Source organism: Thermogemmatispora sp. (assembly GCF_019683635.1).
In the GTDB taxonomy this organism is placed as follows: domain Bacteria; phylum Chloroflexota; class Ktedonobacteria; order Ktedonobacterales; family Ktedonobacteraceae; genus Thermogemmatispora.
Window position 1 is genome coordinate 1 of the sequence record NZ_JADGIA010000163.1, and the last position, 12,195, is coordinate 12,195.

Here is a 12,195-nt window from a genome sequence, read left to right on the forward strand (position 1 = left end):
GCCGGGGCCGGGGCAAGGAGGCGAGAGCGAAAAGAGAGAGTCAGATAGGGCCAGGCGGAAGCTAAGCGAGAGCGTCCAGCGAGTCATCCTCTGCTGAGGGGTGGATCACCTCAAGCTGAGCCCCGAGGGCGCGCAGCTTCTCATCCAGACGCTCATAGCCACGCTCGATATGCTCCACGCCATGCACCTCGGAGGTTCCTGCGGCGCAGAGGGCGGCCAGAATATACGAGCAGCCAGCGCGGATATCAGGGATATCCAGGCGGGCAGCGCTCAGAGGTGTTGGGCCGCGAACCACGCAACTATGCAAATACTGCTTCTCGCGGAAGCGGCAAGGTACTTCTCCCAGGCACTTGGTATAGAGGCCGATATGGGCTCCCATTGTTTTAAGGGCGTGGGTATAGCCAAAGCGGTCCTCATAGATCGTCTCGTGCACCACCGAAATCCCGTCGGCCTGGGTCAGCAGGATGGTAAAGGGCTGTTGCCAGTCTGTCATAAAGCCTGGATGGACATCCGTTTCCAGGGCGATTGGCGGTGGAGGGCGGTCATCCCCGATAAAGCGGATGCCCTCATCCTCCACCTCGAAGCGCAGGCCCATCTTTGACAACGTATTCAAGAAAGTCAGCAATGTATCCTGTTGGGCCCCGCGCAAATAGATATCACCTTTAGTCAAGTAGGCAGCGATGGCCAGTGAGACTGCCTCATTGCGATCGCTCAAGAGCGTATGGCGAGCCCCACGCAAGCGCTGGACTCCTTCAATGACGATTCGGCGGTCCACCTTCTGCTCGATAATCGCTCCCATTTTCTGCAAGAACTTGATCAGGTCAATGATCTCTGGTTCGAGGGCGGCGTTCTCAATGATCGTCACGCCGCGAGCCAGCGAAGCCGTGATCAGAAAGTTCTCGGTGGCCATCACGCTAGGAAAAGGCAAGCGAATAGTGGCCCCGTGGAGGCCGCGGGGAGCGCTCATATAGTAGCGTCCGCCCAACTCCACGATTGTTGCGCCCATCTGTTGCAGGCCGTTAAGGTGGAAATCGATCGGGCGGGCCCCGATCCGGTCACCGCCGGGGAGAGGAATATCGGCCTCGCCGCAGCGATGCAGCAGAGGGCCGACTGTCAGGATCGCCATACGATTCAGGCCGCCGATGGTCGCGGAGACCGAAGTTGAGTGGATCGCCGGGGTTCTGATCGAGAGCAGATGCTCCTGCTCATCGAGCAGCACCTCGGAACCCATATCCTGGCAGAGACTGAGGGTCAGGTAGAGATCGCCGATAAGCGGCACATTGCGCAGCGTGCAGGGTTCCTCGGTCAACAGCGAAGCGATCGTCATCTTGGTGACAGCATTCTTGGCTCCGCTGACCGTGACCTCGCCGTGGAGGGGAGTCCCGCCGCGGATCAGATAATAGGGAGCAGCCTTTGAGATGTCCGTCATGGATAGAGGGGTCTCCTTACCTGCTTACGAGCATTGCCCGGGGCCGTCCATAACCAGCGCAGGGCATTGAGGCGGGAAGGAGGGCGTACCACATGGCCCGAGCGCGCTCGTTTCCGTCCTCGTCCAAATGGTAACCAGCCTGGCCGGCGCTGGCCTTCGCTGTCTGCGGCTGTCGTGGCTGGCAAGTGAGGGCTGCCCAGGGGACCAGCGGCCTCGCCGCGCTCGATAGCATCGAGGAGGTCGAGCACATAATTGACGCTCTGTGCTACTCCCTCGACCATCAGGTAGCCGCTGGGCTTGACGGCATCGCCCACCAGGAAGAGGCCCTGTAAAGGTGTGACCGGCGAGAGATCTCTCCCCTGGGCCAGGCGATTCACCGGCCACTCGCCTCGATAGACGCTCATCGTCAGAATGCGGCAGTGTCGTTCAAAGGTTTCTCCGAAGAGTCTGCGCAGATCAGCGATGGCCAGGGCTTTCTCTTCTTCAATATTCTCGCTCTGGAGCACCTGATGCGTGATGAGCAAATGCTTGCCGGGAGGGGCCAGGCGAGGATCGCAGTTCGTTGGCTGGACGATGCCAGCGATGCGCTGTGTGTCCAGGCAATACATGATCCCGCGGTGCGGGATCAAAGAAACATCGCTGAGCACATGGACCTTCAGCCCCACCGCTTCGCGGTAAGCATGAGGTGCCTCGCTGGCTGCCGCGGCGGTCTGGGCTGCCTCACGCTGTTGCTTCAGCAGCTCGGCCTGGCGTACCTGGCGATTTTCGACCAGAGCGGTTGTCGCGCGAGGACCGATGTCGCTAACTACCAGGGGGGCAGAGAGAAGCAGCTCATCACCGGTTGCCTTGTTGCGGGCGCGCACGCCGGTCACGCGCCCATCGGCATGCAGAATCTGCAGCACCTCATGGCTCAGCAGCACAGCGGCTCCCCGCTCGCGCAAACGGCGCTCTAGCTCGGCTACCAGTGCCCCACAGCCGCCCTCGACGATTCCGGGCGCACCGTAGCGGAACATGTTCTTGGTCGTGGCAATGACCTCAGCCGTTGAAACCTGGTGCAGCTCCAGGCTGAGGGCGAAACGGGCAATGCGCTCGAAGAAGGCCACCAGCTCGCGGTTTCGCTCGACGTTGATATGGCGTGCCAGCCAGGCGCTAAAAGGTAAATCGCCCTCGCTGGCGGGCAGCGGGCGGAAAAACATCAGATAGCCCAGGCGTAGGAACCAGAAGAACTGGCGCGGGCCTAGGAAGCGATAGACGCCGAGGAGGCCGCGAGCGCGCACCTGGCGACCATGCACGTGGAAGGAGCCGAAGACATCGGCATCCAGGAGGCGGTGAGGAATCTGCAGGCGCCGCAGGGTGCGGGCCAGCACCCCGCTGCTGCCAAAGGGCACCATGTGCACAGCTCCGGTGCTGACCTGCACTCCTTTGAAGGTCTTGGCCGTAAAGCGTCCACCGCAGTGATCAAGCCGCTCCAGCAGAGCTACGCTCTTGCCGCGCTGCAGCAGTTGAGCGGCGCTAAGCAACCCCCCCAGGCCAGCGCCGATGACGATGGCGTCGTAGTGAGCTTCCTGCATTTTCTAAGAAAAGGCTCAATTCGCTATGAATTGATACTACTATCGTTCATTCCCCAATGAGCGCGCGCAGTAGGGTATTGCACTCGGCCAGGGTATTGAGCACGCTCTGATGGATCTGGAAGACCTTGTTCAGCTCGCGAGCTTTGCGGGCAAGGCGTGTAACGTACTCGATATCACGTGGATTGTTTGTGACGTCTTCCATCAGCTGGATCAGCTCGGACCAGGCCAATGCCTCGCGGCTGCGGGCCACATCGGCGATGGTTTGATCCATGCGTTCGGCCACACGGCGGACGCCGGCGCGCAGCTGATTAGCCGTCTGAGCGATTTCGGCCTCGTGGCTGCGTAGGGCCTCCTGGGTTGCGTTCAGCTGCTCTTGGAGGGCCGAGACCTGGCCATCGAGGGTTGCCAGGGCTGCCATCAGGGAAGACATATCCGGCAAAGCTGGCAGAGGCAGGCTGGTCAGGCGATTGAAGGTGACGCCATCGGCAGGGCTAGAAGCGGGAGGCTGAACGACGTCTGCGACGGCAGAAGTGGCAGCCACTGGCTCTGACTCGCGTGCGGAGCTGAATACGACAGGCTCTGCCACGGTCGCGCTGCTGGAGCCACTCTCGCTGCTGGGGGTTACAGGGGGCGTGGATGAGATTGATCCGCTGCCGACCGCCACTGCAGGAGACAACTCGCCCTCCGTGTGTGTCGCAAACTGGTCTATCGAGCTGGCCGTCAGACTGCTATCTTCGCGCGTCCGATAGGTCATCTCCCCCGGCTGCATGCTAATTGTGGGCAGCTCATCGACGCTGGCAGCAGGAGCCTGGAAGATCAACTCATGCTCGCCGATACCAATGTGGTCGCCATCCTTCAATGTATAAGGGACCAGCTCCTCAAGCTGTTGCCCATTGACGAAGGTCCCGTTAGCGCTCCGCTCGTCGCGCAGGATATACTGGCCATTTTCGTAGCGTACAGTTGCGTGGCGACGCGAGGTAAGCTTATCCTTGGAGAGGAGAATATCGCTCGTTGGAGCGCGTCCAATCGTAATTTCCTCTTTATCAAGGGTATATTCCTGAATTACCTCGCCGCTTTCTGACTTCAGGATAAAGCGGGCAGGGTTGTTAATTTTTGGCGTCGCCGTGGCCACTGCCGCTTCGGGGCTCGCAGCAGGCTGAGCTGGAGAGGGTGACAGCTCCGTCGGTGCAGATGGAGAAGCGGGAATAGTAGCATTGGGCCAGCCTCCGCCGGACAAAGACGGCGGCTGTGGAGCAGAAGCCGCAGCTCCCCACTCATCTTGAGCTGGCACGGTTGCGTCGCCCCCGGAGAGCGGGGCCTGGGCCGGCTCATAGGTGGGAGCGGAGGAAAACAGCGGCTGACCACAACTCAAGCAGAAGCGATCCCCGGGCCGCGTTTCTGCACCACAACGGGGGCACTTGTCCATAATAGATCTCCTCCCTTTGCTAGCACGTAGGCTTTGCTTTTGTGCTCCTCGTATACCTCGCAGGAGTATTTAGCGCACTCGCAAAACTGCTGCCATTATACCAGAAGTGGTCACCGCACGTCGAGCGGGTACACAAGCGAGGGCAGGAGAGAGACCGCTCGCCCGCAGATCCGCTAACTGAGTAGGACAGCTATTGTTACCAGAATAGGCGCCTGAACACCTCATGAATGAGGTGACGCACAAAGAGGTAGATCAGGAAGAGCGTGACGACAATTAAGCCAACGAAGCAGAAGAAGAGGCCGCGCAATCCGGGAATGAACCAGGCCAGCAGGCCCAAGGCCACCAGGGCGGCTAAAGTGCCGCCAATAATGAAGAGCAGGATCAGCCCCGCTTGCTTGAGGGGCTGCTGACCTGGCAAAGCGCTTGCCAGCTGCAGAGCTGAGTCCGGCATCGGCTGTACTGGCTGAACCGCTGACGGCTCTCCCCAGCCAGAGACCCTGTTTTCCTGTGCGCTGGCTATTCCGACTGGAGAGGAGAGCGGAGCGCCGCAGTTGGTACAAAAGCGCGCCTGGGGGTCTCGGGGCTGGCCGCAGTAAGAGCAAGTACCTGGTATCTGCATATTCCTGACTCCTTTCCTGGCGAGAGGACGTGCTCGAAACCGGGCCACCTCGGGCCTGCTCTCTCCTCCACGAGGATCCCAGATCCCCGTGATGGTTGTTTCTGCGCTCGTACTCTGGCCTTAACTCAGCGAGCTCGCTGTTCTCAAGGCCCTGGCTGGTCTCTCCTTCTTCTCTCGCTCCGCCTGGTGGCAGCGACCAAAGCTCGTCAGGAGAGAGGCACCCAGGCTACATCAGGTTGCAACGTATCGAAAAATTGTTTCAGCGCCTTCTCGTCGCCGGGCGCCGAAAAAACGATGCTGGTCTCGCCGCGTACTCCGGAACAAATCTGGTTCGGCGTCCGTGTAGGTGTTGGACTCACCCCGGCTGTTGGGCTGGCCTTTGTCTGGGGGCGAGCCGTTGCCGTGGGGGTCACGAGAGAGGCTGTGCACTGGAAGAGCGACTTCTGATTACGGTGCGGCGCCTCTGAGAGGCTGATAGCGCTTCCATCCGGCAGCAGATACGAGATAGAGAAGTTACCTCCAAAAATAGGGTCGTGGACTGTGCCAAGGGCGCTTACCAGGCAGGTGCGAGCAGGCAAGCGCGGAGGCAGGTAGACGGTGAAGCCGAGCAAAGGCTGAGCCTGATCCCAACCGGTAAGCGTGCGTGGGCCGCTGCTGGTAGCCGTGGCCTGAGCAGTGGCGCTGGCGGTGGCGGTCGTCGTCACTGTAGCGGTGGTGGCTGATGGTGAGACAGTTGCCCCCTCATCGCGGAAGAGCATCGAGGGCTTACTGCACCAATGGAGCTGATTCAAAGCAACAGTAGCTGTATTAGGAGTGCTGGTCGCGGATTGAGGCGTATTCCCACCCAGCAGACCAGAGCAGGCAGCGGTCAGCGATCCTGTCAGGATCACCAGGATCAGGAGTAGGAGCCAGCCATGTCGATGCTGTGGCGAATGAGCAATCTGTGCCGAGTGCAATAATGCTTTCATGGGCATCATCGAGCAGCCGGCTCCTCTCCCTGATCCCTGATGGCCTGCGGACCACGGGGCCAGGAGCAGAGCGGCTGCCTCTCCTTTCTATCCTCTCACTCAAGGGATTGCAGCATGGCAGCGAGTAGAGCCTGAAAAAGGACGCCGCGCTCTCCCTTACTCGCTCTTCCTCCCTCAAAGGCGCATTGGAAGAGGAGGAGCCAGGAGCATGCGCCTTCGCTGCACTACTCTATCGTGCGAGCCTGTCATACCATCCAGGCCAGGTCTCAGAAGCGGGGCAGGTAAGCAGCCAGATAAGAGCAGGGGCATCTGAGCGGTGTATGAGTGGGGGAGAAAGGCTATCATCCCCCAGCTCTGGTAGCAGCTGGGTGAGCGAGGTGGAGTGGATAGGGCGAAAGGCGTCGTCTGAGTGGATGAGATACGCCTCGCCTCTAGGCTCTCGCTTCCCAACGGCAACAGTACTTTTTTCCTTGCTCGCCAGAGCACCCTGCGCGCTTTGAACCCAGTATATATTACTGGTAAAGGAATTCCTATGGTCTGCTTCTCATCTGGTACCAAAAGAGGGCTTTACAGCCTTTTGGTTTAGTGCTACCATTACCCTCTGCTATTCAGGAATACGTTCATCCGGGTGTTTTTTGTCCTACTCATCCGACCCTTGTACTACCAGCGTAGGGCTGGGCACCCCTCTAGCTGCCGAATTGCTCTGATGATCCAGGCCTGTGACCTGGCATTTCTATGCCCGAATGAAGCAAATTAGGGCGAATTGACGCAGCCTGAAGGCAGAGACGAACTGCGTATGAGGTGAGAGCCGGTGAATGCAAGACAGATCTGGAAAGCGACACTGGAGCACATACAGACCCGGGTCCAGCCGTCCGTCTACGATACCTGGTTCAGCGGCACGGTGGGTCTCTCGTTCGACGAGAACGTCTTTATGGTAGGGGTGCCCTCGGCCTTTGCTAAGGCTCAGATGGAAGTACGCTTTATCGAGATGATCCGCTCGCTCCTCTCGGAGGTGACCGGCTGTCAGCCCGAGGTGCGCTTCGTGGTCACTAAGGGTTCGACGGTCAACGAGGAGCTAGAGGCATTGGAGCAGGAGGCCGCTCTGGGGGAGGGGCCTACCCAGCGTTTGAAGCGCGCCTATCGCGCTCCCAGGCATCGCCCGGCCTTACGGGCGAAACTCGACTCGTCTTCACCGGCGATTGCGATGACGTCTCATGCCCCCTCTAGTGCTCACCCGATCCCCCATCGCGCCGAAGCCCATGAGGAGAAGCAGGAACAGGCTGCCATCTTTCTTGGATATGAGCGCTCTGCCGAGGAGAAGGCTGGCGGCGCTGGCGAACAGGAGCATCTCTTTACTCCCGTTGAAGGCGGTAGTATGCTAAATCCTCGCTATACCTTCGATACCTTCATCGTCGGCAAGTCGAACCGCCTGGCTCATGCTGCCTCAAAGGCAGTCGCCGAGCGCCCCGGCTATGTCTACAATCCACTCTTCCTCTACGGTGGGGTAGGGCTGGGTAAGACCCATCTGCTTCATGCCATTGGGCATCATGGTGAGGCTGCTGGCCTGAGCGTCCTTTACACAACCTCCGAAAAGTTCACGAATGAAATTATCAACGCTATTCGCTTTCAGAAGACGGAGGAGTTTCGCGCGAAGTATCGCCAGATCGATATTCTGCTGGTCGACGATATTCAGTTCATCGCTGGCAAGGAATCGACAGAAGAGGAGTTCTTTCATACCTTTAACGCGCTCTACGATTCTAATAAGCAGATCGTGGTGACCAGTGATCGCCCCCCCAAGGCGATTGTGAGCTTGCAGGATCGCCTGCGCTCGCGCTTTGAATGGGGATTGCTGGCCGATATTCAGCCGCCTGATTATGAGCATCGCCAGGCGATCCTGCGCTCTAAGGCTGAGTCGATGCGTTTCCAGGTCCCTCCAGCGGTCATCGATTATATCGCTCGCCCCGAATGTCGCAGCGTTCGTGAGCTGGAAGGAGCCTTGAAGCGCGTGATCGCCTATGCCACCTTGCATCAGGAGCCTCTCACGGTCAGTCTGGCTGCCAAAGCTCTGGAGCATATCTATAACAGCAAGCCGCCGGCGACGTTAACGGTGCGCGAGGTTCTGGAGGGGGTCTGTCGCTACTATAATGTCGATCCCGAGCAGTTGCGAGGCAAGGCTCGCGATCGAGAGATCGTCTGGCCGCGCCAGGTGGCAATGTATGTGATGCGCGAGCAGACCGATGCTTCGCTGCTCCAGATTGGCGCCGAGCTGGGTGGACGTGACCATACGACGATCATGCATGGCTGGGAGAAGGTGCAGGCGGAGATGGCTACCAATGACCGTGTACGTCGAGAGATTGCGGCGGTCATCGAAACAATCGAGCAATCTAGAATGGATCTGCGGCGGCTCTGATCTACCTCAAAGTTCTCCTGCTGGTTGGGCCGGTGTTGTCCGACCAGCGAGCTGAGGCCGCTCAAGGTCGTTGAGGCCCAGGTGCTGCATCAGGGCCGTGACCAAAGTGGCTGCCAGACCGGCGATATCGTGTGCTGACCTCTCTGACCACACGATACTGCCGGTCTGGCCATATTTTTGGATCTTGGCGACTGTACCAGCAATCTCCAAGAGGAGGCGACTGGACCGCAAGCCTGTGTGATGCTCCTGGCTCTGACGATGGCTGATCTGCCCACAAGGACAGTGAGTCATCTGTCCACTTGCCCGGTGCGTGCTCCGCGTGACGCTCCTATGATAGGTCTCGCTTGCGAGGGCTTCAACAAGCAAGGAGGTTCGTGATCTATGATGTCTTCTTCTCTGAGCGCTGACCGTATCGGGCTGATCACTGGGGCCTCGCGCGGCTTGGGGCTAGCTCTGGCCCGTGAGCTGGCGCGTGCGGGCTGGCGGCTTATTATCGATGCGCGCACTGCCGGAGAGCTGGAGCAGGCGCGGGCCGAGCTAGCCAGCTGGAGCGAGGTTGTGGCTATTGCCGGCGATGTCAGCGACCCTGAGCACCAGCAGACTCTGACCAGCGCCGTGGCGCGCTGGGGGAAACTCGACCTGCTGGTCAATAACGCCAGTATTCTTGGACTCAGTCCCCAGCCATTTCTGCTGGAGTATCCCCTAGAGGCTCTAGAGCGAGTCTATCGCGTCAATACCCTTGCCCCTCTTGCTCTCATCCAGAGAGTGCAGCGCTATCTCTCATCCAGTGCCTGTATCATCAATATTACGAGCGATGCAGCTCACGAGCCATATCCGGGCTGGGGTGGCTATGGCTCAAGCAAAGCGGCGCTGGAACAGCTGACTGTTATCCTGGCTGCGGAGCAGCCGCAGTGGCGGGTTTACCTGGTTGACCCTGGTGACATGAGAACGCGGATGCATCAAGAGGCTTTCCCGGGGGAGGATATCAGTGATCGGCCACCTCCGGAGGTGAGTGTGCCAGGCTTGCTGGCCTTGATTGAGGGAGACTATCCCTCTGGGCGCTATCTAGCGCGCGAGGTGAAAGCCTGATTCCGGCGATAGTAGCAGGCTGACTATTCAGGAGGACGATAGGTGTCTATGAGCGGATTAGAGCAGAGTTGGCGAGGACAGCTGTCAGAGAGCGGGGGGCGTGTGAGGGAAGCTGGTTCTAAGTGGTCACGGCAGAGTATGGAGCTGGATGTGGCTGCTTTGTCGTTTGAGCTACCGCCTCAGCTGGAAGCCGGAGAGCCGCCCGAGGCGCGTGGCCTGGCGCGCGACGGAGTGCGTTTGCTGGTCTCCTATCGCAGCGACAATCGCCTGGTGCATGCGCGCTTTCGCGAGCTGCCGGCTTTTCTCTGCCGGGGCGATGTGCTGGTGATTAATACCAGCGGCACGATGAAAGCCGCGCTGCGGGCTGAGCGAGCCGGAGGCGATCCGTTAGAGCTGCATCTCTCGACATGTCTGCCGGCTGGTCTCTGGGTAGTTGAGGTTCGGCGGCCTCTCTCTCAAGGCTCGCAGCCTTTTTTCAGCCTCGAACCTGGTGAGGTGCTGGTATTGCCCCAAGGGGGGCGGGCCGTGCTGCATGCCCCCTACGTGCGTAGCTCACGCGCTAAGGCTGCCAACCAGTTGCGTCTCTGGGTGGCGACCTTGGAGCTGCCAGAGCCACTTGAGACCTATCTGGATCGCTATGGCTTTGCGATTCGCTATGGCTATGTACGGCAGGAGTGGCCAATCGACTATTATCGGTCGGTGTTTGTCACTGAGATCGGCAGCGCAGAGATGCCCTCGGCCAGCCGTCCTTTTACGCCCGAACTGGTCACGCGGCTGGTAGCGGAGGGGGTGCAATTCGCTCCCCTGCTGCTGCACACGGGGGTAGCCAGCCTGGAGGCGCATGAGCCGCCCTACGAGGAGTACTATCGGGTGCCCGCTGAGAGTGCTGAGCTGGTCAATGCGGCTCTCCGGCAGGGACGGCGAGTCATCGCCATAGGGACAACGCCGATGCGAGCCCTGGAGACGGTAGCTGATCAGTATGGGGTAGTGCATCCAGGTGAGGGCTGGACGGATCTGGTGATTACTCCACAACGGGGACTGCGTGTCGTCAGCGGGCTACTGACAGGCTTTCATGAGCCGCGTGCCTCGCATCTGGCGCTCTTAGAGGCGCTGGCTGGACGCGAGCATTTGGAGCGGGCCTATGCTGCGGCCCTGCAGGAGGGCTATCTCTGGCATGAGTTTGGCGACGTGCATCTGATCCTGCCTTGAGCAGGGAACTGCTGGGACCGGCGGTGCCTGCTGTGCTTGACGAGAGGCTGGCGCAGGCAGCCAGGGCCAGACCAGCGCGGCGACCGGGGAGAGCTTCTGCTGAGCCAATGGCTGCAGACTATATGCTGCTCCCTTGCTTAAGTGGACCGCACGTGCTTGTCTGGCCTCTGTTTTGAGGTGCCTGGCTTACTCCTGATGGGAAGCCTGGTGCTGGCGGACTGCAGTCACTAACCAGTGATAAAGCTTCTCCGTTTCGGGGGTGAGCTGATCGCGCGGAATGAAGGGATAGACAGGACGGTTATACTCGTAGCCTTTGCGAGCGCTAGAGGTAACGCTGGCCTGCCAACCAAAGGATGCCAGGAGGGCGACAGGGTCATCGATGGTGCCGATCCAGGGCACGCCGAGCCGGGTGACGCGCTCCATACGCTGCTGTGTGAACGGAGAGCTGGTCATAGCGCCATGAATGGCATCAAATGCTAACCAGCTCTGGGGGGAGCTGAGGCGGCTGATCAGCCCAAGTAGCTGGAGGATCGCCTTGTTGGGTAAGTAGAAAAGCAGACCCTCGACGAGCCAGACTGAAGGAAGAGAAGGATCATAGCCAGCCTCAAGTAAGTGTGTGGGCCAGGAAGCCGTCGTCAGATCGACGGCGACAAGCCGGCGCTGGCAGCGCGGCTGGACGTGTTGAGCTTGCAAGATGTCCTCTTTGTAGCGCAGCAGGTCGGGCTGATCCAGTTCGAACAGGATGGTGTCCGCTGGCCAGGATAGGCGGAAGGCGCGGGTATCGAGGCCGCAGGCCGGCATGACGAGCTGACGGATGCTCCATTGATTGACTGTGCTCTGCAGGAATTCATCGAAAAAGCGAGTGCGGACAATGATACTACCGCCGGCGTCTTCGAGCTGGCGAAAACGCCGTTCTCCCTCTGCGCCGGCCAGGCTGGCGGCCCAGGGATCATTGAAGAGGCGATCTGGTCGCTGACTCTCATGAGCGCGCACGGCGGCTGTCATATAAGCTGTGTATCCTATCGATGCTTTCTGGGTTGGGGTGAGGCTGGACTCTGCCATAGCCAGGATGAATCCTTTCTAGGGCGCGGCTCCTTGCCGCTAGCGTGACTGATCGTTGGGTTGTGGTCAGGCTCCCGGCGGTTATGGTTTCGCAATAGCGACCAATAGCCGCCAGGAGCGACCAGGTATTGCTCAGGAGGGGCCTGAACTACACCTGTGGGGTAAAGCCCTGCATGGCCTGAGCAGCGGTTTGGGTGTCAACCAGCGTGGAGAAGGGGGGAATCTTCTTGACCGCGCCGGTTTGAAGCGCGAAGTTGGCGGTGACGTTATACCCCTGCTCATTGACAATTGGCGTGGTAGCGTAGGATGTACGCAAGTCCTGAGCAGCGGCGGCGGCAGTCTTGTCGTCGATGTGGGTGTACTTCTGCAAGATCTTGATGGCCTGGTCGGGGTATTTCTGAATAAAGGCCAG

At 59.7% G+C, this 12,195-nt stretch carries 10 protein-coding genes and 1 pseudogene; 3 read left to right on the forward strand and 8 right to left on the reverse strand.

All coding sequences use genetic code 11. The annotated features are described in order from the left end of the window. Window positions 1-61: 61 nt before the first annotated feature. The 6 genes and pseudogenes from murA to IRZ31_RS16035 all read right to left on the reverse strand — a co-directional run bounded on the left by murA (window position 62) and on the right by IRZ31_RS16035 (window position 6,022). Window positions 62-1,429, reverse strand: coding sequence for a UDP-N-acetylglucosamine 1-carboxyvinyltransferase (gene murA / locus IRZ31_RS16015; RefSeq protein WP_297155414.1), 1,368 nt, complete (start codon window positions 1,427-1,429; stop codon window positions 62-64). Further along, the gene (locus IRZ31_RS16020; protein ID WP_297155416.1) at window positions 1,426-3,000 is read right to left on the reverse strand and encodes an NAD(P)/FAD-dependent oxidoreductase; all 1,575 of its coding nucleotides are present in this window, start codon (window positions 2,998-3,000) and stop codon (window positions 1,426-1,428) included. The genes murA and IRZ31_RS16020 overlap by 4 nt, the downstream gene beginning before the upstream one ends. A 46-nt stretch (window positions 3,001-3,046) precedes the next feature. Then, entirely contained in the window at window positions 3,047-4,426 is a 1,380-nt protein-coding gene (locus tag IRZ31_RS16025) for an FHA domain-containing protein (protein ID WP_297155418.1), read from the reverse strand. Window positions 4,427-4,622: 196 nt separating this feature from the next. Further along, on the reverse strand, window positions 4,623-4,877 hold the full coding sequence (locus tag IRZ31_RS16030) for a hypothetical protein (RefSeq protein ID WP_297155420.1): 255 nt from the start codon (window positions 4,875-4,877) through the stop codon (window positions 4,623-4,625). Between the two features lie 90 nt (window positions 4,878-4,967). Then, window positions 4,968-5,045 (reverse strand): annotated as a pseudogene (locus tag IRZ31_RS21460) (zinc-ribbon domain-containing protein); the annotation flags it as partial. Window positions 5,046-5,251: 206 nt separating this feature from the next. Then, window positions 5,252-6,022 carry a hypothetical protein gene (locus IRZ31_RS16035; RefSeq protein WP_297155422.1) on the reverse strand — a complete coding sequence of 257 codons (771 nt, stop codon included), beginning with the start codon at window positions 6,020-6,022 and terminating at the stop codon, window positions 5,252-5,254. Window positions 6,023-6,824: 802 nt separating this feature from the next. Here IRZ31_RS16035 and dnaA point away from each other — a divergent pair. From dnaA to IRZ31_RS16050, 3 genes are all read left to right on the forward strand, one after another. Continuing rightward, window positions 6,825-8,423 (forward strand): chromosomal replication initiator protein DnaA, encoded by a 1,599-nt coding sequence (gene dnaA / locus IRZ31_RS16040; RefSeq protein WP_297155424.1) that lies wholly within the window; start codon window positions 6,825-6,827, stop codon window positions 8,421-8,423. A gap of 381 nt (window positions 8,424-8,804) precedes the next feature. Beyond that, entirely contained in the window at window positions 8,805-9,512 is a 708-nt protein-coding gene (locus IRZ31_RS16045) for an SDR family oxidoreductase (RefSeq protein ID WP_297155426.1), read from the forward strand. Between the two features lie 150 nt (window positions 9,513-9,662). After that, the gene (locus IRZ31_RS16050; protein WP_297155429.1) at window positions 9,663-10,721 is read left to right on the forward strand and encodes an S-adenosylmethionine:tRNA ribosyltransferase-isomerase; all 1,059 of its coding nucleotides are present in this window, start codon (window positions 9,663-9,665) and stop codon (window positions 10,719-10,721) included. 186 nt (window positions 10,722-10,907) lie between these two features. Here IRZ31_RS16050 and IRZ31_RS16055 read toward each other — a convergent pair whose 3' ends face one another. Continuing rightward, window positions 10,908-11,726 (reverse strand): SAM-dependent methyltransferase, encoded by an 819-nt coding sequence (locus tag IRZ31_RS16055; protein WP_297155431.1) that lies wholly within the window; start codon window positions 11,724-11,726, stop codon window positions 10,908-10,910. Window positions 11,727-11,931: 205 nt separating this feature from the next. After that, window positions 11,932-12,195, reverse strand: a 264-nt coding sequence (locus IRZ31_RS16060) for a hypothetical protein (protein ID WP_297155433.1), incomplete at its 5' end; no start/stop codon positions are given.

Bases quoted from the DNA above. Each gene is read 5' to 3' on its own strand.
- murA (WP_297155414.1), bottom strand. From the start codon at position 1,429: ATGACGGACATCTCAAAGGCTGCTCCCTATTATCTGATCCGCGGCGGG.
- IRZ31_RS16055 (WP_297155431.1), bottom strand. From the start codon at position 11,726: ATGACAGCCGCCGTGCGCGCTCATGAGAGTCAGCGACCAGATCGCCTC.
- IRZ31_RS16030 (WP_297155420.1), bottom strand. From the start codon at position 4,877: ATGCCGGACTCAGCTCTGCAGCTGGCAAGCGCTTTGCCAGGTCAGCAG.
- IRZ31_RS16020 (WP_297155416.1), bottom strand. From the start codon at position 3,000: ATGCAGGAAGCTCACTACGACGCCATCGTCATCGGCGCTGGCCTGGGG.
- IRZ31_RS16035 (WP_297155422.1), bottom strand. From the start codon at position 6,022: ATGATGCCCATGAAAGCATTATTGCACTCGGCACAGATTGCTCATTCG.
- IRZ31_RS16045 (WP_297155426.1), top strand. From the start codon at position 8,805: ATGATGTCTTCTTCTCTGAGCGCTGACCGTATCGGGCTGATCACTGGG.
- IRZ31_RS16025 (WP_297155418.1), bottom strand. From the start codon at position 4,426: ATGGACAAGTGCCCCCGTTGTGGTGCAGAAACGCGGCCCGGGGATCGC.